This window comes from Exiguobacterium sp. BMC-KP (assembly GCF_001275385.1).
Lineage (GTDB): Bacteria > Bacillota > Bacilli > Exiguobacteriales > Exiguobacteriaceae > Exiguobacterium_A.
This window is the reverse complement of record NZ_LGIW01000014.1, coordinates 84,182-109,989: the sequence shown is the minus strand read 5'-3', so window position 1 is coordinate 109,989 and position 25,808 is coordinate 84,182. Positions and strand designations below refer to the sequence as shown.

The 25,808-nt window shown below is 48.0% G+C and carries 27 protein-coding genes; 9 read left to right on the top strand and 18 right to left on the bottom strand.

Going from position 1 to position 25,808, the window contains the following annotated elements; all coding sequences use genetic code 11:
• Positions 1–26: 26 nt before the first annotated feature.
• Positions 27–872, top strand: coding sequence for a metallophosphoesterase (locus ADM98_RS04495; RefSeq protein WP_023466795.1), 846 nt, complete (start codon positions 27–29; stop codon positions 870–872).
• A 35-nt stretch (positions 873–907) separates the two neighbouring features.
• On the opposite strand, the gene ADM98_RS04490 is transcribed toward ADM98_RS04495, so the two are convergent.
• Positions 908–1,402, bottom strand: a complete 495-nt coding sequence (locus ADM98_RS04490) for a YwhD family protein (RefSeq protein ID WP_023466794.1) — start codon at positions 1,400–1,402, stop codon at positions 908–910.
• 65 nt (positions 1,403–1,467) lie between these two features.
• Positions 1,468–1,992, bottom strand: coding sequence for a hypothetical protein (locus tag ADM98_RS04485; RefSeq protein ID WP_053452448.1), 525 nt, complete (start codon positions 1,990–1,992; stop codon positions 1,468–1,470).
• A 130-nt stretch (positions 1,993–2,122) separates the two neighbouring features.
• Here ADM98_RS04485 and ADM98_RS04480 point away from each other — a divergent pair, with 130 nt between their 5' ends.
• Complete coding sequence (locus ADM98_RS04480; RefSeq protein WP_082318497.1) at positions 2,123–2,347, top strand: 2-hydroxymuconate tautomerase; 225 nt, start codon at positions 2,123–2,125, stop codon at positions 2,345–2,347.
• Positions 2,348–2,419: 72 nt separating this feature from the next.
• The gene (locus ADM98_RS04475) at positions 2,420–3,064 is read left to right on the top strand and encodes an NAD(P)-dependent oxidoreductase (RefSeq protein WP_053452447.1); all 645 of its coding nucleotides are present in this window, start codon (positions 2,420–2,422) and stop codon (positions 3,062–3,064) included.
• A gap of 54 nt (positions 3,065–3,118) precedes the next feature.
• Here ADM98_RS04475 and ADM98_RS04470 read toward each other — a convergent pair whose 3' ends face one another.
• The 3 genes from ADM98_RS04470 to ADM98_RS04460 form a co-directional block, all read right to left on the bottom strand.
• Positions 3,119–4,297: a NupC/NupG family nucleoside CNT transporter gene (locus ADM98_RS04470; RefSeq protein WP_053452446.1), complete on the bottom strand. Its 1,179-nt coding sequence runs from the start codon at positions 4,295–4,297 to the stop codon at positions 3,119–3,121.
• Between the two features lie 122 nt (positions 4,298–4,419).
• Positions 4,420–5,247, bottom strand: coding sequence for a phosphotransferase family protein (locus ADM98_RS04465; protein ID WP_235504831.1), 828 nt, complete (start codon positions 5,245–5,247; stop codon positions 4,420–4,422).
• 26 nt (positions 5,248–5,273) lie between these two features.
• Positions 5,274–6,581: an HD domain-containing protein gene (locus ADM98_RS04460; RefSeq protein ID WP_053452444.1), complete on the bottom strand. Its 1,308-nt coding sequence runs from the start codon at positions 6,579–6,581 to the stop codon at positions 5,274–5,276.
• 145 nt (positions 6,582–6,726) lie between these two features.
• Between ADM98_RS04460 and ADM98_RS04455 the strand changes: the two genes are divergently transcribed.
• A complete protein-coding gene (locus ADM98_RS04455) occupies positions 6,727–7,548 on the top strand; it encodes a lipoate--protein ligase family protein (RefSeq protein WP_053452443.1) in 822 nt (273 codons plus the stop codon).
• Between the two features lie 16 nt (positions 7,549–7,564).
• Complete coding sequence (locus ADM98_RS04450; RefSeq protein WP_053452442.1) at positions 7,565–8,413, top strand: DegV family protein; 849 nt, start codon at positions 7,565–7,567, stop codon at positions 8,411–8,413.
• A 68-nt stretch (positions 8,414–8,481) separates the two neighbouring features.
• Here the strand turns inward: ADM98_RS04450 and ADM98_RS04445 are convergent, their stop codons facing one another.
• The 9 genes from ADM98_RS04445 to ADM98_RS04405 all read right to left on the bottom strand — a co-directional run bounded on the left by ADM98_RS04445 (position 8,482) and on the right by ADM98_RS04405 (position 15,684).
• Positions 8,482–8,700, bottom strand: coding sequence for a hypothetical protein (locus ADM98_RS04445; protein ID WP_053452441.1), 219 nt, complete (start codon positions 8,698–8,700; stop codon positions 8,482–8,484).
• Positions 8,693–9,139, bottom strand: a complete 447-nt coding sequence (locus ADM98_RS04440; RefSeq protein ID WP_160315913.1) for a hypothetical protein — start codon at positions 9,137–9,139, stop codon at positions 8,693–8,695. The genes ADM98_RS04445 and ADM98_RS04440 overlap by 8 nt, the downstream gene beginning before the upstream one ends.
• Positions 9,105–10,625 (bottom strand): flotillin family protein, encoded by a 1,521-nt coding sequence (locus ADM98_RS04435; RefSeq protein ID WP_029343201.1) that lies wholly within the window; start codon positions 10,623–10,625, stop codon positions 9,105–9,107. Before ADM98_RS04435 ends, ADM98_RS04440 begins: the two co-directional genes overlap by 35 nt.
• Complete coding sequence (locus ADM98_RS04430; RefSeq protein ID WP_053452439.1) at positions 10,622–11,143, bottom strand: NfeD family protein; 522 nt, start codon at positions 11,141–11,143, stop codon at positions 10,622–10,624. The genes ADM98_RS04435 and ADM98_RS04430 overlap by 4 nt, the downstream gene beginning before the upstream one ends.
• Positions 11,133–11,360, bottom strand: coding sequence for a hypothetical protein (locus ADM98_RS04425; RefSeq protein ID WP_053452438.1), 228 nt, complete (start codon positions 11,358–11,360; stop codon positions 11,133–11,135). Before ADM98_RS04425 ends, ADM98_RS04430 begins: the two co-directional genes overlap by 11 nt.
• Positions 11,361–11,511: 151 nt before the next feature.
• Positions 11,512–12,699: a multidrug effflux MFS transporter gene (locus ADM98_RS04420; protein WP_235504830.1), complete on the bottom strand. Its 1,188-nt coding sequence runs from the start codon at positions 12,697–12,699 to the stop codon at positions 11,512–11,514.
• Positions 12,700–12,710: 11 nt separating this feature from the next.
• Positions 12,711–13,844, bottom strand: coding sequence for a YfbR-like 5'-deoxynucleotidase (locus ADM98_RS04415; protein WP_053452436.1), 1,134 nt, complete (start codon positions 13,842–13,844; stop codon positions 12,711–12,713).
• A gap of 52 nt (positions 13,845–13,896) precedes the next feature.
• On the bottom strand, positions 13,897–14,661 hold the full coding sequence (locus ADM98_RS04410) for a TerC family protein (RefSeq protein ID WP_053452435.1): 765 nt from the start codon (positions 14,659–14,661) through the stop codon (positions 13,897–13,899).
• 165 nt (positions 14,662–14,826) lie between these two features.
• Positions 14,827–15,684 (bottom strand): TerC family protein, encoded by an 858-nt coding sequence (locus ADM98_RS04405; RefSeq protein ID WP_053452610.1) that lies wholly within the window; start codon positions 15,682–15,684, stop codon positions 14,827–14,829.
• A 378-nt stretch (positions 15,685–16,062) separates the two neighbouring features.
• Here ADM98_RS04405 and folE2 point away from each other — a divergent pair, with 378 nt between their 5' ends.
• From folE2 to ADM98_RS04385, 4 genes are all read left to right on the top strand, one after another.
• Entirely contained in the window at positions 16,063–16,968 is a 906-nt protein-coding gene (folE2, locus tag ADM98_RS04400; protein ID WP_023466774.1) for a GTP cyclohydrolase FolE2, read from the top strand.
• Between the two features lie 109 nt (positions 16,969–17,077).
• A complete protein-coding gene (locus tag ADM98_RS04395) occupies positions 17,078–18,844 on the top strand; it encodes a LytS/YhcK type 5TM receptor domain-containing protein (RefSeq protein WP_053452434.1) in 1,767 nt (588 codons plus the stop codon).
• Positions 18,825–19,520 (top strand): LytR/AlgR family response regulator transcription factor, encoded by a 696-nt coding sequence (locus ADM98_RS04390; RefSeq protein WP_053452433.1) that lies wholly within the window; start codon positions 18,825–18,827, stop codon positions 19,518–19,520. Before ADM98_RS04395 ends, ADM98_RS04390 begins: the two co-directional genes overlap by 20 nt.
• Positions 19,521–19,659: 139 nt before the next feature.
• Entirely contained in the window at positions 19,660–21,453 is a 1,794-nt protein-coding gene (locus ADM98_RS04385; protein ID WP_053452432.1) for a carbon starvation CstA family protein, read from the top strand.
• Positions 21,454–21,514: 61 nt separating this feature from the next.
• On the opposite strand, the gene ADM98_RS04380 is transcribed toward ADM98_RS04385, so the two are convergent.
• From ADM98_RS04380 to ADM98_RS04365, 4 genes are all read right to left on the bottom strand, one after another.
• Complete coding sequence (locus ADM98_RS04380) at positions 21,515–22,339, bottom strand: energy-coupling factor transporter transmembrane component T family protein (RefSeq protein ID WP_053452431.1); 825 nt, start codon at positions 22,337–22,339, stop codon at positions 21,515–21,517.
• The gene (locus ADM98_RS04375; protein WP_053452430.1) at positions 22,330–24,033 is read right to left on the bottom strand and encodes a DUF3744 domain-containing protein; all 1,704 of its coding nucleotides are present in this window, start codon (positions 24,031–24,033) and stop codon (positions 22,330–22,332) included. Before ADM98_RS04375 ends, ADM98_RS04380 begins: the two co-directional genes overlap by 10 nt.
• A gap of 70 nt (positions 24,034–24,103) precedes the next feature.
• Positions 24,104–24,655, bottom strand: a complete 552-nt coding sequence (locus ADM98_RS04370) for an ECF-type riboflavin transporter substrate-binding protein (protein WP_053452429.1) — start codon at positions 24,653–24,655, stop codon at positions 24,104–24,106.
• On the bottom strand, positions 24,652–25,509 hold the full coding sequence (locus ADM98_RS04365) for an SAM hydrolase/SAM-dependent halogenase family protein (protein WP_053452428.1): 858 nt from the start codon (positions 25,507–25,509) through the stop codon (positions 24,652–24,654). Before ADM98_RS04365 ends, ADM98_RS04370 begins: the two co-directional genes overlap by 4 nt.
• Positions 25,510–25,808 lie beyond the last annotated feature (299 nt).

Genomic DNA, 25,808 nt, shown 5'->3' with positions numbered 1-25,808 from the left:
CAAAGTAGAAAGAAATGAGGTGGCTCATGCGAAAACGTACACGCTGGTTAGTATCCCTCAGCGTCCTCGCATTAGGAAGCTGGTTTTTATATCGTGAAAATAACATCATTGATGTCTCACAGGTGACGGTTACGTCAAATCGCTTACCGGAAGCATTTGATGGTTATCGTGTCGTCCAAGTAGCAGATTTACATGGCAAGGCGTTCGGGAATGAACAAGAACGACTACTGAAGAAAATTGATCGCGAAAAGCCGGATCTCGTCGTCATGACTGGCGATTTGATTGACTCGAGGCGAAACGGTGAAGAAGCTGCCCTTACACTCATGAAAGCGCTCGTTGATCGATACCCGGTCTACTTCGTCACCGGGAATCATGAGGTTCGGCTCAATCTAACGATTTTGCCAAAGCTTGAGCAACTGGGTGTCACCGTTCTCCGAAATCAATCACGTGTCATCGAATACCAAGGTCAATCAATTTCGCTGATCGGTATCGATGACCCGACGACGACACGGTGGCGCGAAGGGCTATCAGAACCGGATGGAATTCGTCAAAGTCTCGATCAAGCATTGCAAGACGTATCACCTGATGCGTTTCGACTTTTGCTTGCGCATCGTCCGGAATATAAATCCTTGTATGCCGAGCGTTCCGTTGATCTCGTCTTATCCGGTCACGCCCACGGCGGACAGATCCGCCTGCCGTTTACGGAAGGTCTGTATGCGCCTGGTCAAGGATTCTTTCCAACCGTGACGGCAGGTCGCTATCAGGAACAGCAGACCGAACTGATCGTCAGTCGTGGTCTCGGAAACAGCCTGTTTCCGTTTCGTCTGTTCAATCATCCAGAACTCGTCGTCTTGACGCTGAAACGACCATGAAAAAAGAACGTGTGCCGCGGCACACGTTCTTTTGTTTAGACCAACGCTTCATGTAAAGCAGCGTCAGCATTTTCCCACATCTCAGGTTTATGTGTCTGCAAGAAATCACGTAACAATTCTTTTGAACGCTCATCCATATGATCGACGACAATTCGTCCTTTAAGGGATTTATCCATCTTATTGACGTGATCAGCAAGAATCTTGAATCCGCGACGCGCTTCCGCATCGACTAGCAGATCGCACGCAGCCACACCGCCGTAATAGAATCCTTCTGGCTTACGACCGACCGTCACCCAGACGATCCAGTACAGTTTGCCATTCGGCGTATCGGCTTTATCCGTCGTGAACTTGACGCGTTTCTCGATTGCTGCTTTCGCGTGCATCGCACCCATGTCGATGTAGGCTTCGCCGTCTTCTGGTGAAATGATGACCGGTGACATACTATTTAAACTAAGTGTTCCGACACCGAATCCACCGTGACCGTCTGTTGAGTTATCTGAAATGATATTGAAGTTAATCTTTTTTTCCATCGTGTTTTGTCCCCTTTTAATCCTGTTGCCTCTATCATACCGTATTCCGAGGTGTCTGCAACCAGTCACTCATAACGAAGCGTCTGTAATTGTTCTTCCGTTGCTCGACGAATCGTCGGGAGACGATAACACGTCATCGACGCAATCTCTTCATGTGCCGGAGGATTTACCTCTTCGAGATGCAACAAGGCTTGATCAAAAAGGGTTTGCGCCGCACGTCCGAATAAAAAGAGACGCTCAAGGGAAGAACAACGCGATCGAATTGCGCGTAATTGATGCGCGAGTTCTCGCACCTTCGCTTCGACCTCCTCTTCCATATCAGCGGTCGGTTTTCGGTTTTGGAATAACGGTTTGAAACGCACATCATCCTCAAGAAGCGTCAACATACCGTATCGCTTCGCTTCTTTTTGATTCAATAGTTGTGCCAATTCTTTATCCGTCACGAGTCGTCCGAACGGAATATTCTGTCCAAATACGATTTCAGCGACCTCGAGTCCTTTAGCACCAGACAACGGATAAGTCGTATCCTCTGGTAACGTACGATCGAAAATCAGTAACGTATGAATCTTCTTCCGTATGATTACGTCCATTATGTCTCTCCTTTTCTCCCATATGTGTATGACTTCCTTCGCTTCCGACAATATTAGCTCCTACCTTATACCCTTCTTTTTCGAAAACGATGTTCGAATTGACGAATCCCCTACTGAATGCGCTATACTGATGGCGTATTGTCATCATGCTAGAGGGGGAAATGAAGTCATGCCATATGTTACGGTTAAAATGTTATCAGGTCGTACAGTCGAACAAAAACGTGCTTTGATTGAAAAAGTTACGGAAGCGGTGTCGGAAACGACGAATGCACCAAAAGAAAACATCACGGTCTTCATCGAAGAGATGGAAAAAACGGATTATGGTCAAGCTGGCGTCATGTTTGCTGATAAATAAAAACAAGAGACGTCCGGTCGCTGCCGCACGTCTCTTTTTCCCATCTACTTGATTTTCTAAGGAGGAAAACTTATGACTACTGTTACTGTACTCGGTGCGACGGGTCGAACAGGTCGCCCTTTAATCGATCGTCTACTTGAAAACGGCTACGATGTTCGCGCACTCGTCCGTTCTACGTCTCCGGACTTACCGATTCACGACCGACTTCACGTCCTGACAGGAGATGCAATGAGTCCCGAAGACCTCGAACAGGCACTCGCAGGAAGTACGGCTGTCTTTAGTTGTCTCGGAACCGATCAACAGCAAGTGCTTTCGACAGCGATTCCACATCTCGTGACGAAGATGAAAGAAGCAGGCATTGAGCGGATCATCTTCATTGGTACAGCGGGTATTCTCGATGCGTCAGAAGAACCTGGGAAATACCGTTTCCAATCGAGTGAATCACGTCGACGTTCGACGATTGCAGCCGAGGATCATTTGAAAGCTTATTTGACTTTAAAGGATGCAGACGTTGACTTCACTGTCATCTGCCCGACGCAACTGACAGAAGACAACGCGCTTACTGCTGACGATCTATTGATTGAAACGACACGTTTCACTGCACCAACGGGACCAATCCCGCGAGAAAACGTCGCCCAGTTCGCCTACGACGTCTATCGCGACGGAACCCATCATCGGGTTCGTGTCGGCATTGCTTCGCATGGTACAACGAATTGATAGACAAAAAGAGCAATGGATCGCTGATCCATTGCTCTTTCATATGTGTAACGATTACAGCAAGACGCTGACGACGATTGCCGTCAAGACACTAACGAGTGTTGCGCCGTAGAGTAACTTCAGACCGAAACTAGCCGCGACACTTCCTTGGCGATCGTTCAATCCTTTAACCGCACCAGCGATGATTCCGATCGACGAGAAGTTCGCGAACGAGATCAAGAAGACAGATACGATTCCGAGAGTACGCTCTGAGAACTCTTTCGAGTACTCTGGAAGGCTCAACATCGCGACGAATTCGTTAGTGATCAATTTCGTTGCCATGACACTACCTGCGCTGACAGCTTCCGCCCATGGAATACCCATGATGAAAGCGAACGGCGCAAAGATGTATCCGAGAATTTCTTGGAACGAGATATTTAGAACCATTAAGAAGATATCGTTGACCATACCGATCAAGGCGTTATAACCGATCAACATCGCACCAACGATGATTGCGACTTTGAATCCATCCATGATGTATTCGCCGAGCATTTCGAAGAATGTTTGTTTCTCTTCGACGATTTCAAGAATATCTTCTTCCGGGTCAACCGTGTATGGGTTGATGATCGAGACGATCATGAAACCACCGAACAAGTTCAAGACGATTGCTGTAACGACATATTTCGGTTCTACCATCGTCATGTACGCACCGACGATCGACATCGAAACGGTCGACATCGCTGATGCACACAATGTGTAGAGACGGTTTGCTGGTAATTGACCGATTTGTTTTTTAACAGTGATGAATACTTCTGATTGTCCGATCGCAGCTGAAGCAACCGCGTTATAAGACTCAAGACGTCCCATACCATTGACTTTCGATAGAACAAAACCGATACCGCGCATCAAGAGCGGAAGGATTTTCGTGAACTGAAGAATCCCGATCAAGGCAGAGATGAAAACGATTGGGAGCAAGACATTGATGAAGAACGGTTGTGCACCTTCGTTTGCTAGACCGCCGAAGACGAAATCAATTCCGATTGCCGCATAACTCAGTAGTTTTTCAAAGACTTTCGCGACGCCACGAATGACGATATAACCGAACGATGTATTGAGTAAGACGAACCCAAGTACGAGCTGAAGAACTAGCATGACCGCAAGCGGTTTCAATTTGATGCCTTTACGGTTGCTGCTGACAAGGAGTGCCAAGCCGAAAACGATAGCCAGTCCGAGTAGTGCGATAAGATATTTCATGAAGTACCCCTCTATCTATTAGTTGTTTATCAGTTGTACATTCGTACGATGTCTGACGTTTAATCTCTTTCCAAGTAATAGAATAATCAATATTTCAAAGAACTACAAGAGGAAAAGTTCATTTAGTAACCGCTTTCGTCATTTTCATGAACTTTCAAGACAAACTTTTCCAAGCGTTCCCGAACATTGTCCTGACTAAGGTTTTGCCTTCCATATGCTTTCCACCCCGGATAGACGTCGATCGTCTCAGGTCCAAAATCAAAAACAGCCCGAATATCCCACGCGTGATCATAGGAACGTTTCGTCTGCTCACAGTAACTTTTTAAAAAATGATCTGCCATCTCGACAGATTCGAGTAAGGCAAGATTTAGCCGGCAATGGGCAATGTCAACTTCAATGGGTCCTACACAAGCATTAATCCAATCAATCGTATGACACGTTCCATCTATTTCGTATAACACATTAACCGGATGAAAATCCCGATGAATGAAACGGATACTTTGACTTTCGATCGGTTCGACAGCTAACAGCTGACGCCATTTCTCCGGATGCTGCGTCCACGTCGGTATACGACGTTCCGTCGCATACGGCTGATACATATACCGGGACTCTGGTACCGGTAGCGCATGGATTGCTGCGAGCATCTGCGCTAGTCGGTCGACATATTGCTCATCTACCTGATCAAGCCGGATCTCTCCCGGTGAACGCGTCATATATAACCATGGTGGTATCTCGTCTTTAACGTTCGCTTGATAGTCCAGTACATCTGGTGCCAAGTCACCAGCTGCATGTAACGCAAACACTTCATGTAAGACGAGATCAGGTTCTTCTCGCAACCAATTTTGATTCGTATGGATGCGAAGAATTCCCTCACCGACCCGAAAAACGAGGGAGGAAGTCGCGCCTTTTAAGACTTCGACCTCTCCTCCCTCCTGACCAATCTTTTGCAAGATTTTCGTAAGTATAGCGGACGAGATCATGACGTCACGCTACCAATCAGTAACTGGTCGATCTGCATCTTCTCATTCGCATGTTCACGCAAGTCGTGTAAAATCTCTTGCGGGAAGAACAGCTTCTCATCCGTTTGGCGTGATGTGGCGATTGCTTGAACAAGGGGCGAAACTTGCGAAATTTCTTTCATCTGCCCATCCTTCATCTGTAACATGATTGGTTGTTTACTGATTTCACCATTATCTCCATATAAATCGTAAGGAAGACGACTCAGTTTGTCTTCAAGCAGATAATACGTCGGATTCAGACCAATCGCTTCAAACAGCTCACATAATTTTTCGTGGACGAGTTCACGTTTTTCAGCCGGATAGTCGACATACTTGAACAACTTCCGATCAACGAATCGCCTAGACAAATCAGAAAGAATTGGATCTTGTTCGTTCGACCACTGCTGAAAATAGAAGTAGACGATTGTCTCATCGAGTCCAAGGAAATCGTGCAACTCCATGTTCTGATCAAATAACGGCATTAAATGAATTGGTGCAATTGCAAACGGATAACCGGACAGATACAGCTCCTGTGCTCGTTCGAGAATCGCTTTTAATAGGTAATCACTCGATCGTGTCACCGGATGCAGGTAAACTTGCCAATACATTTGATACCGGCGCATGATGTAGTCTTCAATTGAGTGCATCCCTGACTGTTTGACGACCATCTGATTCGGTGCCGGGCGCAACACGCGAAGCATCCGCTCGAGATCGAATTTCCCGTAGCTGACACCGGCAAAATGCGCATCACGCAACAAGTAGTCCATCCGGTCGACGTCGAGTTGGGAGCTGATCATCGTGACGAGCAGTTGATTCGGATGCGTTTTATTAATGATTGAGGCGACTTCTTCCGCAAACCCGTCTCCGACTTGATCGAGCACTTTCTTGATTTCCGTATCTCCGAGGATGATTCGCTCCGTCCACGTCTCGTGATTAACACCAAAGACGTTCTCGAACGCGTGCGAAAACGGTCCGTGTCCGACATCGTGCAGTAGTGCTGCAGCGAGCGTCAACTCCCGGTATTGATCGTCCCAGTCGGCGCGACCGTTGAAGACGTCAATCAGTTGCCGCGTGATTTCATAGACACCAAGTGAGTGATGGAACCTTGTATGTTCCGCTCCATGAAACGTCAAAAAGGACGTTCCCAGTTGCTTGATTCGACGCAGTCGCTGAAATTCACGTGTCCCAATCAATTGCCAAATCAACTGATCACTGACATAGATATAGCGATGAACCGGATCTTTGAAGACCTTCGTTTCCTTTAACTGCCCTAATGATTGATACATATGTGTCTCTCCTTTAAATCGAGTCTATGTCGTTGTTGTTCGGTTTTGTTTCCGAGGATTCCTGTCTCCCGCGGCGCTTCGCACAGAAACTTTACACACCCTGTGCTATAATGATGTCGCAAATCTACAATAAAGGAACGAGCCTATGGGAATCGAACTCTTAAAACAAGAACATTATCGTATTTTTGATCAAACGTCACTCGGAACTGCTTTCCATGCGACACAATCGTTTGCGATGGACGACACATTATGTGCTTCCGTTGCGACAGAAGGAGCGGCACTCCGCTCTTGGATTCACCACGAAACGGTCGTCCTCGGCATCCAGGATGCCCGCCTTCCTCACCTCGCTGACGGTGTAGCCGTTTTGTGCGAACATGGTTTCTCGCCCGTCGTCCGCAACTCAGGTGGTCTTGCTGTCGTCCTTGACGCTGGTGTCTTGAATATTTCGCTCGTCTTACCGGAACGCGGTGGGATCGATATCGACAGTGGTTACGAAGCGATGCTTGCACTCGTTCGCCACATGTTCGCGCAGGAAACAGATGCGATCGTCGCTGGTGAAGTCGTCGGTTCATACTGTCCCGGCTCTTACGACCTGTCGATCGCCGGTAAAAAGTTCGCGGGTATCTCGCAACGCCGTGTCCGCGGTGGCGTTGCTGTTCAAATCTACCTCTGTGTTAACGGAAGTGGAAGTCAACGTGCCGCTTTAGTCCGTGACTTTTACGCGGCAGCGCTTCAAGGCGAGACGACGAAATTCGTTTATCCAACCATTGTCCCAGAAACGATGGCTTCGCTTGAAGAATTACTCGGTACCTCATTGACGGTCGAGGACTGTTTACGTCGTGCCTATGAGGCGTTACTTGCGCTCGGCGCTGACTTGACACCAGCGACTTTGACGGAACTCGAGAACGAGCGGTTCGGTGTCAATTTGAGTCGAATGCTTGATCGAAACGAAAAAGCCCTAGGTTAAGAAAGGAGAGAACGTGATGATCCGATTGATCACAGACAGTGGTGCTGATGCACCAAAAGACATGTTAGATGCTTATGATTTTACGATCATGCCGTTCGGCGTATTGATCGACGAAGACACGTTCTTCGACGGAGAATCGATATCTCCAAAACAACTGTATGATAAAATGCGTGACGGCGCAGCACCGAAGACATTCCAAGTAGAAGTCAGCCGGATGGTCGAGGTGTTCACACGTCACTTCGAACAAGGTGATCCCTTCCTCTATCTCGCCTTTTCAAGTGAGTTATCTGGAACATACCAAACCGCGAAGATGCTCGCGGACGAACTCGCGGAAAAGTATCCGAACGTGCCGTATCTCGTACTCGATACGAAAACGGCTTCAACGGGACAAGGACTATTCGTTCTCGATGTCGCAGAATACGCGAAGTCGCATTCGTTCGAAGAAACAGCAGCTTATGCTGAAGCTAAGGTGAACACGGTTCGCCATCTCTTCACGGTAGAATCACTGGAATACTTGATGCGCGGTGGACGGGTTTCTCGTGCTAGTGCCTTCATTGGTGGTCTCTTATCGATCTTGCCATTGTTGACCGTCGAAGACGGGAAGTTGATTCCAAAAGAGAAGATCCGCGGTCAGAAAAAGGTCATGAACCGAATCGTCGAGTGGATGGAGGAAGCGCGTCCCGCGATTGATGGACACCGGATCATGATTGGTCATGGGGATTCGATTGAACGAGCAGAACAATTAAAACAATTGATTGAAGCCCATTTCTCACCAAGCGAAGTCATCTTGACGATTGCTGGCGCAGCCATCGGTTCACATACTGGGCCGGGACTTGTTGTCATTGGGTACGATCTTCCACGTTAATGGCATTCATTCTTACTTTATTTAAAACGGGACAGACTCTGTTTAGAGCCTGCCCCGTTTTTTTGTGATTATGAATTATATCCGAAGAACAGTAGTGAAACACTTAAGACGAGCGAAGATAGGATGAACACGCTCGCCATCCCACCCATTCCAAAGACTAACATCTTCGGCAAATCACGTCGTTTCTTAAGAAGAGCAGTCAATAACCCAACGTTGATCAAGAATACGACGAGAAACGGCAGCAACAGCATCCAGCGCTCTTGCAGTAGAAATACGAGACTATCCATTTTTTTGCTCCCTTCTTTCCGGTACCGAGAACGGTTGGAAAAGATTCAGACATAGGAAACGGAATAAGAAGTAAGCGAATAAAATCGTCGACACTACTTCAAACCCAACGTATCCGACGTCACGCCATCCTATTCCTGTTGTCACACCGGCATACCAATACGGGAAATCGACTGTCAACAGGCTACACATCAGAGCGAGAATGGCTTCCTGACGTGTCTGTCGATCGTGTAGCGAATAGGACACTTTCTTCACATTAAATATATTGACGATTCCTTCATCCGCTGTATATCCCTTGATGATGCCAATGACACCACCTAGTACTGCCAGTGCATACCACGGAAGCGGCCAAGCGACATGAAAAAGAAGGAGCACAAACACGATCAATAAGACGCGACGCTGCATATCAGTCTTCTGTTTTCGACGCTGCCACCGCATCATGAGAATTCAGATTGACCGTCAACGGTTTTGCTGTTCCTTTACCGGAGAAGTTCTCGATCAGCTCTTTGACATCGAGTCCTGACGATGCTTTTAACGTCTCTTGCAGTGACGCCATTAAATCTGTCGCGTAACCCGTGACACGGTTCGCGCCACCACCTTCACCGCTACCTGTATCAACGACTGTGATCTTATCGATGTTGCCGAGTGGTGCTGCAATCTCTTTCGCGTATTCTGGCATCATGCGAATGACCATATCAAGGATTGCCGCTTGTCCGAATTGTTCGAACGCCTGCGCGATTTTTTCTTTCGCTTCTGCTTCCGCAAGACCTTTCAGACGAATGATATCAGCTTCTGTTTCCCCTTGTGCCCGTTCAGCGTCCGCTTTTGCGAGACCATCAAGACGAATTCGTTCAGCATCTGCTTTTGCTGATGCTTCAATCCGGTATTTCGTTGCATCTGCTTCTGCATATTGCTTCGCTCGGTCCGCTTGAGCAGCTTGTTCAATTGAGTAACGATCGGCATCGGCACGTTTTTTGACTTCCGCATCGTATTGTTTCTCACGACGGAGGATTTCGCGTTCTTCGAGTTCAATTTGTTTTTGACGCTCGATGATTTTGATTTGCATCTGTTGCTCAGTGACTTCTTGTTGCGCACGTGCGTTTTCGAGATCATATGCTTGGTCGGCTTTCGCCTTCGCAATATCTTGTTCGCGACGGTAATCTGCCATCTTCAACTGATTTTCTTTTTCCGCTTCAGCGATTTCCGTTGCACGTTCGAGTTCTGCTTTTTTCGCATCCTTTGAAGCTTCCGCTCGTTTGATACGTGTCTCTTTTTCCGCGTCTGCCGTTGCGATGTCCGCATCACGACGAACCTGTGCAATCCGTGGTTTACCGAGTGACTCTAAGTATCCGTTCTTGTCACGCACATCTTTGATTGTAAACGATACGATGACGAGACCCATCTTCGCAAGATCTTGTGACGCGACTCGCTGGACTTCTTGCGAGAATTTATCTCGGTTCTTGTAAATTTCTTCGACTGTCATCGAGCCAAGAATCGAACGCAAATGCCCTTCGAGGACTTCACGCGCTTCTCCTTCGCGCTCTTCTTTTGATTTTCCGAGGAACTGCTCCGCTGCCGTCGCAATTTCAGAAATCGAGCTGCCGATTTTAATAATTGCTGTTCCGTCCGCCATGACCGGCACACCTTGCTCCGTATACACTTCGGGTGTCGTGACTTCGAGCTTACTCGATAACAAACTAAGTGGTGTTGCTTGTTGGAAGACAGGTAATACAAATGTTCCGCCGCCACGAATGATCTTCACGCGATTTCCGGATTCATCGGTATTGACGTTACGTCCTCCGAGATAACTACCGGATACGATCAACGCTTCTTCCGGCCCGACAGTACGGTACTTCGTGATGAATAAGACGATCAATGCAACGATCAAAGCGACCGCGACGATCGATACGATTAACACTGGATTCATAAAAACATCTCCTTTTTCCATTGATGGGGATACGTCACAACAGATGCGACTCCTTGTTTGATCTCGATGACGAGCACCTTTGTGCCTTGTGGTAAAGCTGGTCCTTCAAATAGAACAGCTGACTTCGATACGCGCCCTGACACATCATCGAGTAAGATCTCACCATATCCTTCAGTCGGGATCGGTACGATGACGGTTGCGCTGCGCCCTTCTAGCATCTGTTCCGAAAAACCAAGCGACTGTTCCGCTTGCGCCATCGGAACGAACAAGAAGATATGCATTAGCGTCGTCACTAACAACGCGATGACACTGCTGATGATCAGAATTAACATCGAACCAAGCGGACTGAGCTGTTCGAGTCCGAAGCCGATCGCTGATGTAATGATGACAAAAGATAAGATCAACGTAGGATGAAAGATTTGATCGACGCCTGGAATGACGTCTGAGAATAGGATGGACACAAACACACCGCAAGCGGCGGCCGCTAACGCATACAAATAAAGTGTACTAACGTCCATCTTCGTTCACCTCGATATAAGGGTGCGAGCCGTACAGTTCGTGGTAAGCACGCTGATAGGCAGTCCGGTTTTCCTCAAACAATAGACGAGCCAACTCTTTGTCTCGTTGATCAGTCGCTTCTTCTTGACGACGTAAGTATTTTTTTTGCGCGGCAAAATGACGTGCTAATCTTGCTTCGATCGACAGTTCTCGTTCACGTGGCAACTCCGGTTTCATCGCTCCACTCCTTTCTGAAGTACTGGCTTTCTTTCTCTTCTACGCAAAAATTTTAGAAAATGTTTCAAAATAAATTCCATTTCTTTTCCTTTCATTAAATAAAAAAACGCTTGTCCCATAAATAGGACAAACGTTTTTGAATAACTCATGCTTATGAACGATTTGGTCGACGAACGATTAGACCGTAATAGAGGACGAGCGCTAGACAATCAAGTGTCATGATGATCAGACCCATCGGAACAGCCGATTGCTCCCCCATGATCCCGACGAGTGGTGAGACCAGTGAGCCGACGAGCATCGGTAACAGTCCGAGGAGTGCCGAGGCGCTCCCAGCTGTTGATCCATAGTTTTGCATCGCTAAAGTGAAACCGAGCGTTGAGATCAACCCGACACTTGAGACGACGAAGAAGAGTGGAATCATGACGAAGATTAGTTGATCCGTTAACGTCAAAGCGAGGAATAACAAGATACTCGCACTTGCCACAATCGTCAAACTGATCCGCATCAGCCGTTCTGAATCAACACGACCAGCAAGACGACCAGCGATTTGGGCCGCTAAGATGATTCCGATTCCGTTTAGTCCAAACAAAAAACTGAACTGTTGCGGTGAAGCGCCATAAATATTTTGTAAGACGAATGGTGAACCCGAGATGTAGGCAAACATCGCGCCCATGACGAATGCTTGCGCGAACGCATAACCGATGAAGACGCGATCCGTCAATAAGCGTCCGAACGTCTTCAACGTCGTCGTCAGGTTTCCTTCGACACGTCTATCAAGCGGAAGCGTTTCCGGTAAACGGAGTGCGACGGCAAGTAACATCATTGTGCTTAAAATCGCGAGCAAGTAAAAGACGAAATGCCAGTCGCCGAACCGAAGGATTTGTCCGCCAATGACCGGTGCGAGAATCGGTGCCGTTCCGTTGACGAGGGACAAGGCCGCAAAGAACCGCGTTAACTCGGGTCCTTCAAACAAGTCGCGGACGATTGCCCGGGAAATGACGATGCCAGACGCTCCAGCTGCCCCTTGTACAAAGCGAAGTGCAATCAATACTTCAATCGTCGGTGCCATGGCACAAGCGAGAGAAGCGAGCAGATACGCAAACAAGGCAATCATCAACGGACGTTTGCGTCCGCGAACATCACTGAGCGGTCCAACAATCAACTGTCCGAGTGCCATCCCAAGCATACATGCCGTTAAACTCAATTGGATCAGTGACGCACTCGCATCAAACGAGCGTGACATATCCGGAAAAGCGGGTAGATACATGTCGATCGAGAGTGGTCCAAGTGCAGCAAGTGAACCGAGGATCAAGATCAACGTCAAGCGGCGTGGGGTCATCGTTTCTTTCGTCATGACGTCACGTAATCCAAATCATGCAGGACATAGGCAAGGAAAAAGACGACCGATGGATTTTCGTACGTCATTTGCACCTTTTTGAGTTGCGCGCGATAGCCGGTCTCATACTCGACGCCATTTAGTTTTCGCTCCATGTTCATTTTGATCAACGCATCGAGTTTATCAATCACGTCCACCATTTGTCCTTCGTATGTCTCATCTTTTGCTTCGACGACGAACCGACGAAACGGTGCTCGGATTTCCTCAGGTAATCCATTAATTAACGTCTCTCCTTCCGCCCGTTCGTATGCTTCAAAAGCGGCTGCCGTAATTGGGGTCGCATGTTTGACCGGTCCAAGGACATCTCCTGTCGTTCCCTCGACAAGATCATGACATAGCAGACGAGAGACGACTTCTTCAATGTCAATCGTCACACCGTATTTTTCTGATTCAATCAATCCATTGAAGATACCAAGTGATGCCGCTCGAAACGCATGTGTTGCATCATTATCATCAATCGTGTTGAAACGCCCTTTCCAGCGCCGGATCGTGTCCATCATCAAGATATTTTCAATAAAATGAGACATCTCGTCTTCTTCGATGACAGATTGCGTCAAGCGACGGACAGAAACGAGTGGATGTCGTTCGAGAACTGCCTGTAACTCTGCTGCTTTTTGTTCAAAAAAAAGTGACTCCGTCATCCGTGCTTCCCGGCGTGCATACAACATCGCATCGAATGTATCGATGGCTTCGACGATCCGTCCTTCCGGCGATTCATCCTCTGCATGCACGAGGTATGTCGTGAACGCTGGTTGAAGCGACTTCGAGAGTAAGGCGACGAGCTGTTCACTTGCTTGTTGTTCCATTGCCTGAATATGTGCGTGTAACGTCGGCTCTTTTTTCGTCCGGTGTTTGATTGGTCCCGTGATGACTTCGTTCATATCATGAAACAATGCTTTTCCGAGCAACGTCAAACGATCGACCGGAGCTTGACCGTCAGCTTCTTCTAAATAGCTTGCCATCAAGCTAAATAAAGCGACGCGAAAACTGTGACTGGCTGCGTTATCCGGAAAACGTGGTGCGTATTCATCCCACCGTGGAACATTTTGCATCCGTGTTAACATCCGAATGAAATTACCGTTTTGCATAAAATCTCTCCTAACGAAAAACGGGCAGAGTGTCCCTGCCCGCTAGTTCTAGTTATTGTGCTGATTTAGTCGAACTGTTCCCACTGCGGAACCAACCAATGATTAAAATCAAGGCAAGTACGACCCAGAAGATCGTTTGCCATAGTGTACTCTCTGGAAACTCATGCGGCAAGACGTCGATTGACGGATGCGCAAGTGTCATGACGACGAGTTTTACGCCAACCCATGCGACGAGCCAAAACGCTGCTTCTTCGATACCTGGTCGTTTTTGTAGCAAAACGACAAACCAGCTTGCGAAGTAACGCATGATGACGAGACCAATGATTCCACTGAAGAAGACGACCCAGAATTGTCCTGTATTCAGACCACCAATCGTTCCACCAATCATCGGTAGTGTCGTTGCCATCGCAACAGCTGCAAGCGTCGAATCAACCGCGAACGCTAAATCGGAGAACTCGACTTTAACGACCGTCCACCAAAAGTTCGGTGAGGCTTTTTGTGATGCAATCGTGTCTGGCACTTGATGTTTATTCGATCGTGCTTCGACAATTCCTTTAAACGCCACGTAAAAAAGATAAATCGCTCCAAGAGCCTGAAGCTCCCAAATCGTCGCTAGGTACGAGGCAAAGAAGATTGCCACGAAACGTAAGACGAGTGCCCCGACGAGACCATAAAAGAGTGCTTTTTTGCGCTGATCATCTGGTAACGGCCGGACTAGAACCGCCATGACCATCGCATTGTCGGCGGATAATAACCCTTGCAAAATGATCAGTACGAGCCCGACGGTCGCATACTGTGTAATTAATCCAATATCCATACTAACGAATCCCCTTTTTTTGTTCAGTCTATTTATTATATGCCGGTCGATCGGAAAGAAAAAGATGAAAGCTCGACTCAAGTACTTAACCTTGTGTTTTATTCCCAATGTTCAATAAAATCTAACACAAAAAAACGACCCGTCATCGACGGATCGTTCCATTTCTTATAAGTTTTGATCGACTTTCTTTTCAGCATCTGGATTCGATTTCGTTTTTGGTGAAGAGAACCAACCCCAAAGTGCAAGACCGACCATAACTGTCCAGAAGAATGCCTGCCATGGTGTACTGTGAGCAAATCCTTCAGGAAGTTTTAAGGCTTCAAAGATTGTTCCTTCAATTGATGCATGATATTTCGGGTGCTCGAGCGCGAGAACGGCTAGCTTTACACCGACCCAAGCAACGATTGCAAAGGCTGCTGTCTCAAGACCTGGACGCTCTGCGAGCAACTTCACGAAGACACGTGCCGCGAAACGCATCAAGACGACCCCCATCAAACCACCCGTTAAGATGACGATGAAGTGACCTGTGTTCAAACCACCGATTTCGCCTGATCCCCAGTTCGGAAGGGCAACGGCAAGGGCAACGGCTGCAAGAATCGAATCGACAGCAAACGCTAAGTCTGCGAATTCGATTTTCGCGACTGTCCGCCAGAATTCACCTTTTGAAACTGGCTCTTCCGACTTCGGTTCTTCATCTAGCTCATTTTCAGCCCCATGGTTCTCACCGAGCTTTCTAGCTTTAACGGTCTTATAAATATGCCGTAGTCCCATGATGAGCAAGTACGCCGCTCCAAGTGCTTGGATCTGCCAAATATCGACGAGGAACGAAATCGCGAACAATGCCGCGAATCGTAAGACGAACGCTCCAGCTAGTCCATAAAAAAGTGCTTTCTTTTGTTGTTCTCCTGGTAAGTGCTTGACCATGACCGCGAGTACGAGTGCATTATCCGCTGAAAGTAATCCTTCAAGCGCGATCAAGACGAGTACGACCCAGGCATACTGTAATAGTAACTGCCAATCCATCTCTGTCATCCCTTTCTCTTACTACCTGTAAAATAAAAAAACTTCAATTATTGACCATGACGAAAAAACAATGATTACACGTTCACCTGAACATATACTATAGGATAGTATACCCGATTGCAAGTAAGTTATTCCTACAGATATAGAATGTGTCGATTTTGAGTCGTGCGAGTTTCGTTTTTCCTACAGATATAGAATGTGTCGATTTTGAGTCGTGCGAGTTTCGTTTATCGAACGTTCGTGATAAAATTCAAGACAATACTTCTAGCGATGAAAAGATGAAACACATTTGCGGAATCATCAGACTTGCTCGTCTCTAGCATTCCTGTCATGTTATTACTATTGAAACACTACAAAAGGACAAAGGGGCCAATGAATATGTCTACCTACCCGATTACGTTACCAACAAAAGAAGAGCGCCATAAGCTGTTCGGTTCGGTACCACCAATCAAAGGAACAAAACCGACTGAAAAAGATAAGATGGTCGACTTGCAAAATACACCGAAGAACTTCCTGTTTGCACTAGATGCTGTCGGAATCTCAAACGTCAAACATCCTGTCGTCATCCAAGACGGAGACAAAACACAAGCGACAGTCGCGACGTTTGAACTGTCGACATCACTCGTACAAGACCGTAAAGGGATCAACATGAGCCGTTTAACGGAGCAACTTGATCAATACCATAACGAAGGTTGGACGGTCACGAACGAGTCACTCATTCAATTCGCGCGTGATTTAGCAGACCGCATGGAACAAACGGAAGGTCAATTGACGATCCGTTACCCATGGTTCTTCACACGTAAAGCACCTGCAACAGGTCTTAGCGGCTTGATGAATGCTGAAGTATGGCAAACGGTCAGCGTCAACACGGAAACAGACGAAGCGACATTGTCTGTCGGCTTGACGATCAACGTCACGACACTTTGCCCATGTTCAAAAGAAATTAGCGAATACAGTGCTCACAACCAACGTGGTTACGTCACGATGGAAGCATCGTTACGTGATGAAGCAGAAGACTTTGACTGGAAACAATCATTGCTTGATGCTGCAGAATCCAATGCCTCAGCGCCACTTCACCCAGTACTCAAACGTCCGGATGAAAAGCGCGTGACAGAGATGGCATATGAAAACCCACGTTTCGTAGAAGATATGGTTCGCTTGATTGCTGCTGACTTGTACGAAATGGACCCAATCGCTTCGTTCTACGTCGAATGCCGTAACGAAGAAACGATTCACCAACATGACGCGATCGCACGGATCACGTTCGATAAAGACGCACAATAAGTAAGTCTGCCGTACTCCCTCTTAAACCGAGCGAGTACGGCTTTTTTGTGTGCCGGCATTGCTCTCCCTTTTGCGAGCGTTTACACTTAACTCGAATGGAGGAATGCACATGTTGGAACTGATTCCTTTTTTACTCGAACGACTCGGTATCATGATCATCTTAGCGTTCATCCTCGCCCAGTGGGGACCGACACGACGGCTGCTGCGTCAACCGGAAGCGGGCTGGCAATTTCGTGTCCTCGTCCTATTTTTTGCAACGTACGGTATTTTAAGTAACTATACAGGGGTCAAAGTCGACTTAGCTGAATTCTTACCTCATGCTTGGCTCGAAGAAGTCGACGGGACATCAGCGATTGCAAATACACGAACGATGATCGTCGTCATCAGCGGATTGCTCGCTGGTCCGCTCGGTGGATTGATGACCGGATTGATTGTCGGGGTTCACCGGTATTCCCTCGGCGGATTCACAGCGTTCGCTTGCGCGCTTTCCACCGTCATCGCCGGTGGTGTCAGCGGTCTCTTCCGCTCCTATTGGCGCGACCGCCTCAGTAGCCAAGCGTTATTGCCCGTGTGTCTGACTGCTTTTTTAATGCTGTTTGAAATGTCATTAATTTTACTATTCGCCCGCCCCTTTGATGCGGCAGTCGAACTCGTCCAGTTCATCTTCGTGCCGATGACACTGATCAACGTCCTCGGTGTCTGGTTGTTCTTATCGATCATCCGCCTTGCTGCACGAGAAGAGGAAACGGTTCGGGCACGAGAAGCAGAACGGTCGTTGCATATCGCCGATTTGACGCTTCCGCATCTGACGCGTGGTCTACATATTCATACGGCAGAAGCTGTCGCGGAAATTCTATTGCAGCAAACGCGAGCCGAAGCCGTCTCACTAACGGATCGTTCCGTCATCCTGGCCCATATTGGTATCGGGAGCGATCACCATCAAGCTGGCAGTCACTGGACGACGAAACCGACCGAGCATGTCTTGCAGGACGGACAAGTTCGTCTTGTGGCGGAACGACTCGATATCGGCTGTCCCGTAACGGATTGTCCGCTTCAAGCCGGCATCATCGCTCCGCTCATCGTCGGGGAAACGACGATCGGGACGTTGAAAGTCTATTATCCTCATGCCGAATTGCTCGACGCCGTCGAAGTCGAACTCATTGAAGGGTTAGCGAAATTGTTCTCGACACAACTAGCACTCGGGAATGCCCAGCGGCAAGCCGGTTTACTGAAAGATGCCGAGATCCGGGCACTCGAAGCACAAATTCACCCCCACTTCCTGTTTAATGCGATCAATACGATTTATGCACTGTGCCGGACGGATGTCGAACAAGCACGCACGTTGTTGCTCGAATTGTCGACGTTCTTCCGCAGTAACCTCCAAGGCGCACGATCGACGAAAATTCCGCTCCAAAAGGAACTCGAGCACATCGAAGCATACACATCTCTTGAAGCCGCTCGTTTTCCGAATCGCCCGTTTCTCGACATTGATTTAGCAGACGAGACGACGTCTTTACTCGTTCCACCGTTCATTTTACAACCGTTGATCGAAAATGCGTTCCTTCATGCGTTTTCTTCTGAACAGACAGGATATGTCGGGGTGACGGCATGGTGTGAGGCAGAGCAGCTGTGTCTCGAAGTCGTCGACAACGGACGCGGCATTGACGCTTCGCGCCTTGCTCGTCTCGGTCGAGAAGTCGTTCCGTCCTCGGGCACCGGTACCGCATTATTCAATACGGCAGAACGGATTCGAAGTTTATATGGTGAAAAGGGACAGTTTACGATCACGAGTGACGGTCAAAACGGCACAACGATCGCGATTCGTCTCCCGATTGAACTCAGAAAGGAGATCCAGCATGCGCACCTTGTTGATTGAAGATGAACCGCTCGCACGCGACGAGCTCCGTTATCACGTGACCGCAGCCGGTCTTGAAGTCGTCGGGGAAACCGGCAGTGTCGAGGAAGCCGAACGACTCGTTCGTTCCCTTCAACCCGACTTAGTCTTTCTCGATATCGAGCTAACGGATGGAAGTGGTCTTGAAGTCGCCAAACGCTTGAAATCGATGCCACGTCCTCCAGCTCTTTTGTTTGTGACGGCATATGATGCTCATGCGCTTGAAGCGTTTGAGCTCAATGCCTATGATTACATCTTGAAACCGTATGATCCGGCACGGATTGTCCGTGCGATTGAAAAAGTTGCGCGACCGCTTGCGAAAAAAGCACCTCGACTTGAACGTTTAGCCGTTGAGACGGGCGAACAACTGAAATTATTGTCTCCTCAAGATATCGATTACATCGTCGCTGAGAACGGGAAGACGAAGATCGTCACGGAACATGAGGCGTATCCATCGAACGAGACCTTACTCGAACTCGAACGAAAGCTTCAAGATCATCGCTTTTTACGGGTTCACCGCTCGTACCTCGTCAACTTATCAGCAATCGATGCAATCGAACCTTGGTTCAACGGAGCCTATAATTTAAAAATTCATCAGATTGATGTGCCAGTCAGTCGGACGTATGTCAAACTACTGAAAGAAGCGCTCGGTATTTGAGCGCTTCTTTTTTGTGATTCAAGGTCCATTTTCAACCTTTCATCGAACGAAACCGACAACTCATCTAAAAATCAAAGAAAGCGCTTCCATAACTTGTATACTAAATCCATCATAGTTCATTCAAGAGGAGGAATTTTAGATGAGCGCTACTCCAATCGTTATTGCTGTCATCTGTATCTTATTAATCGCGTATCGTCTCTACGGCACGTTCATGGCTGCGAAAGTCTTAAAAATCAAAGATGATCGCGAAACGCCCGCTCATAAATTAGCGGATGGAAAAGATTACGTTCCAACGAACAAATGGGTCTCGTTCGGACACCATTTTGCGGCAATCGCTGCTGCCGGTCCACTCGTCGGACCTGTCCTTGCTGCGCAGTTCGGATATCTCCCCGGCTTACTGTGGCTCTTAATCGGTGCCGTCATCGGTGGAGCGGTCCATGATATGGTTGTTCTTTTTGCCTCGATGCGCCAAGACGGTCAGTCGCTGTCTGAAGTCGCTAAAAAAGAGCTGGGACCAGTCGCTGGTTTTTGTGCTGGTCTTGCGATGCTCTTCATCATCACGATCACGATGGCCGGTCTATCGATGGTCGTCTTGCACGCACTTGAACATAACCCATGGGGTACATTCGCTGTCTTCTCGACGATTCCGATCGCGATGTTCGTTGGGATTTACTTACGTAAAGGTGGCAACTTAGCACTTGCTTCAACGGTTGGTTTCTTACTGATTTTAGCGGCAATTGGTTTTGGTCCTCAGTTAACGGAAACATTCATCGGTGACTGGTTCGACCTTTCATCCCGTCAACTCGCGATTGCTTTACCGATTTATGCGTTCTTTGCTGCTGCACTGCCAGTGTGGCTCTTACTCGCACCTCGCGACTATTTATCGAGTTTTATGAAAATCGGTGTCTTTCTTGCTTTGATCGTTGGTGTCTTCATCATCAACCCAGATATTCGATTCCCAGCGTTCACGAAGTTCGTTGATGGTGGCGGTCCAATCATCGCTGGTCCGGTCTGGCCGTTCATCTCAATCACGATTGCCTGTGGTGCGATTTCTGGCTTCCACGCTTTCGTTGGTTCTGGTACGACACCGAAGATGATCAACCGTTGGAGTGACATCAAACCGGTTGCTTTTGGTGCCATGCTTGTCGAATGTCTTGTTGCCGTCATGGCATTGATTGCTGCGACATCTCTTGAAGTCGGTGATTACTTCGCCATCAACTCAACACCAGAAGTGTTTGCAACTCTAGGTATGAGCACGGTCTATCTCGATGATCTATCGCGTGAAATCGGTCTTGATCTAGCAGGTCGAACGGGTGGTGCCGTTTCACTCGCCGTCGGTATGACGTTCATCTTCCGCGCCATCCCGTGGTTCAAAGAGATTGCCGGTTTCTTCTTCCAATTCGTTATTCTGTTCGAAGCGGTCTTCATTCTGACAGCCATCGATGCAGGGACACGTGTTGCCCGTTACTTGATCCAAGATTTCTTCGGGGAGTTCTATAAACCTTTAAAACGCGTTGACTGGATTCCAGGTGCGATCTTCGCTTCGGCACTCGGGACGTTCTTCTGGGGATATCTCTTGTTCTCAGGCGACATCGGTTCGATTTGGGCATTGTTCGGCGTCTCGAATCAGCTGATGGCTTCGATTGGATTAATCATCGGTACGACGATCATCTTGAAAATCGCCGATAAAAAAGTCTATGCATTGACGACGTTCATTCCGCTCGTCTATCTTCTGATCACGGTAACGTTTGCGGATATCTGGATGGTCGCAAACGTTTATGCAAACCCAGATTCTCCAGGTTTTAGCGTCTTGAATACAGTCTTGTCCGTAACGATGGGACTCCTCGCGATCGTCATTACGATCTCAGCCGTCAAGAAATGGATTGAACTGTTGAATTCACCACGTTGGGAAAATCAAAAACGTTCTGCGTAAGCGGATCGATGATATGACAAAAGGCAGTGGACGCATCCACTGCCTTTTTCGTGTAACGTTTTTAAAACGGATTATAAAATCGATTGCCATCATGAAAGGTGACGACAAACGAGAAAATCGTCAAAAGTACTACACAACTGATAGCGACATAATCGATTCGTGTCATCGTCTGTTGGTTGTACCACGTCCGCTTTCGTCCCGCACCAAATCCACGGAGATCCATCGCATTGCTGACCGTTTCAATCCGCTCGAGACTCGTAAACAGTAACGGGAGTAAAATCTGGATGCTATTACGCACCCGTTGCCAAAGCGAACCGTGTGAGACAGCAATTCCCCGTGCTTCCTGAGCATTCGCAATCGTTCGAAAGTCTGCTTGTACGTCCGGGATATAACGTAACGCTAATGAGACAGCAAACGCGATCTTATAGGGTACACCAATCCGGTTCAACGAGGAAGCGAACTCCGTCGGATGGGTCGTGACGAGAAACAACACAGCAATCGGAACGATCACACTATATTTTAGGATTAGATTGAACAGATAAAACAATTGTTCTGACGTCACCGTAAATCGTCCAATCCCTTCAAGTAACACATGACGCGATCCGTAGATTTCAACGCCCTGCTCTGGTTCAAAGAGATAAACGGCGAGCGCATTGACCAGAACAAAAATCGCTGTAAAGATTAAGACGAACCGGACTTCCCGAAACTGAATACGCGACAATCGGAATAACACGATACTGACTAAACCCAGTACAAGCAAGACCCGTGTGTCATAAGTGAACATCGTTGCCGTCGTAAATAACAGGAAGCCAATCAATTTCGTCGTTCCCGTCAAACGGTGAATCGGTGAGGCTTTTTCAATATAGCCAAGCATTTCTACAGCCATTGTTCTCGCTCCTTTCGCTCCGTCGTGATCACGGACTCGACGAATCGTTCCGGATCGACTTCGAGATGCTTCGCAATCGTAAAGAGCGACGTTTGTTTTAAATGCGCATGATGAAGCAACTGTTGTTGATTGAGCAGTCCAAATGACGTTCCAGCGTAACGAATGCGACCGGCTTGAACGAGACAGACTTGATCGCTGTATTCTAAGACGAGATGCATGTCGTGTGTAATGATGAGTAACGTCATCCCGTCCTGTTTCAAGCCTTCCAAAAAGTCCATCATATCTGAATAATGCCGGTAATCTTGACCCGCTGTTGGTTCATCGAGAATCAAAATATCTGGTCGTCGGACGAGAATCGAAGCGATCGTCACCCGTTTCTTCTGACCAAAACTCAGTGCTTGGATCGGCCAATTGCGAAACGGATATAATCCGCAACGACGTAACGTCTGCTCGAGACGCTCGTGTTCTTCCGCCTCACTTAATCCGAGTACCTGCATGCCATAGCGGATCTCTTCCTGCACGAGATGTTTTGAAATCATATGATTCGGATTTTGTAGGACGAATCCAATTGTCCCTGCCCGCTCTCCAATCGATTGGGTCGTGATATCATTTCCGTTCAGTAGTATTCGGCCACTCGTTGCCCGTTGATAACCACTCAACACTTTCGCAAGCGTGGATTTCCCGGCACCATTCTGACCGACGATTGTCGTTAGCGTTCCCTTTTGAAAAGTCGCTGTCACACTCTCAAGCACTGGCGTTTCTTGACGATAATGAAATGCCAACTGCTCAAGTTCAAGCAATGAAGTAGATGTTTCAACTTCTTTTGAAGATACTTCCTCTAAACGCTCTAACACATTCGTCTGATTGAACCGTTTTAAAAAGGGATCGATGCGGCTAGGCTGGTCTGAAGATTGTACGGCAAGCCCAGCCCAGCGTGCGGCACTGACGTAGAGCGGTTCACGCAAAATCGCTTGTTTAAGTACTCCATTGCTTAAGATAACATCCGGATGATCGTCCGCAATGATTTCCCCATCGACCATGACAATGATGCGGTCAAACGGGATGACAAGAACATCTTCGATCCGGTGTTCGACGACGATCAACGTTCGATTCGTATCACGCTGCAAACGATCCATCAACATCATCGCCTCTTGCCCCGCGATCGGATCGAGGTTTGCGAGGGGTTCATCAAATAACAAGATATCCGCATCTTCGACGAGTACCCCAGCTAATGCCGCCCGTTGTCGCTGTCCTCCTGATAAATCATTCAATCGTGATTGCAGTAGTGTCTCAACATCCGTCATCCGTGCGACGCGTTCGACGATCTCCTGCATTTCCGGGCGCCCTGTCTGTTTATTTTCGAGCGCAAAGGCAATATCTTCACCGACCGATAAGCCAACGAATTGTGCATCCGGATCTTGTAACACCGTACCAATATGCAACGAACGATCAAACAACGATAACTCCCGCGCGTCCTGACCTTTGATCAGGACCTGACCTTCCCACGTTCCCGGATACGAGAACGGAATCAACCCATTGATGCACTGGGCGAGCGTACTTTTCCCTGAACCCGACGGTCCAACGATTAAGATGCGTTCGCCTGCTTGAATCGTTAACTGAATCTGGCGAAGCGTCGGTTCCGACTGACTTCGATATGTAAATGAAAAATCCTGAAATTCAATCACGTTTGTCATGTTCTTCTCCCCCCAAGCTAAATGAGCTATGTCCCTGTCGTCTCTTCGCACAGGTTCATAGCTCATTCGGTCAAGCTTCGCGTTTTAAGCTGCCTGCTTTACTTCTTGTTTTGGCATATGTGACGAGCAGTAACGTGCCGATGACTCCGACCGTCAAGATATTTGATGTCGCGGCAACAGCCCCTTGAACAAAGACTTTGTTCGCTGGCTCTGCATAAATCAAGATATCGAGTACTGGTGCGAGGATGATCCATCCGATCGCTTGAACGATGGCTTGTGTGGCATTGAATAAGATGATTTTGCGTGTCGTCAATCCGCCTTCTTCTAAACGAATCCGATTAGCAATCAACCCGATTCCAAAACCGACGAATCCAGAGACGATGACCCAACTCCACCACGGGGAACCGTATAAAATCGCATCTTTTAATCCGTGACCAATCAGACCAATCAGGCCAGCTGTAACCGGTCCAAATAAGACTGCCATGAATGCGAGAAACGCATAGGCTGTCTCGATTGACGTGTTCGGTACGCCCGTCGGAATCGCAGCGAATCGACTTAAAATGATGAATACAGCTGCTCCGATCCCGGTTGCGACGATCTGTTTTGTCGTAAATCCTTTCATGTTCGATCTCCTCCTTTGATTTGTTGTACATTAACACTCCAATCATTTCCGATTCCAACTTCAAATGCATGCGCAAACGTACCTTGATTTAAGGCGAGCGCAATCTGATCCAGCGAGTTGATGTAGACGACTCCTGAACCGACTGGCACATCCGCGAACGAATGACCGAAGAGCAGTGTTTGTTCGTAGACGATCCGGTCCCGATACAAAATCGTTACCTTGACGTGGCTGCCGATGTCGAGACCTGCCTGACGGACGAGGGCGACCGGAATGTTCGTCCAGACGTTTCCGAAGCGGACATCGAGAATCTCAACGATACCGGTAACACCTGTGTCTGACGACGAAGCTCGCGTCCGGTCGAGCAAGACGATATCCGAAGCAGGTAAAACTGGTCCTACTTCTTCGAACGTGATGACATGGCTCGATAACCGAGCTCCGGTAAACGCAAAAATATCTCGTCCGTGAAACGTATACGATTCACCCATCCGTGGCAGACGATGGCGCTGATCATCAAGTTGGCGTACTTCGGCAATGTATCCGGCTTGCCAAAGGTGCGTCAACGTTCCGTTATCCGGTGTGATGATGTATTGATTGGCCTGTGTCCGCGCGACGACACTCTTTCGCTTCGACCCGACACCCGGATCAACGACAGAAACGAACACCGTTTGCTCCGTCCAGTACGGTACTGTTTGCAGTAATCGATAGGAAGCTTCCCAAATGTGGAACGGCGGGATGTCATGCGTCAAATCAAAAATCCGAATCTCCGGGTTGATGCTATGAGCGACTCCATACATCGCACTGACTGCCCCGTCACTTACACCAAAATCTGATTGCAATACCAATGCCTCTGCCATCTCGTCATCCTCCTCCTGCGTGAACGTCTCCACAAAAAAGACACCACGCCCTTATCTCTCAGGACGTGATGTCTGATCACGTGGTACCACCTTCGTTCATGGCTCAACTCGCGTTCAGCCACCTCTAGGAGTACGAGACTCCCTGGAATGATAACGGTATCCTTCCTACCGGTCAGTTCTACTAATGAACACGGTTCACGTTCTTCCGACTGCTCCGGGACCATCTTCAAATGACGAAATCGTCTCATTTCCAGCAACAGAGACTCTCTATCGATTTCTAATCACTTTACTCTTCCCGT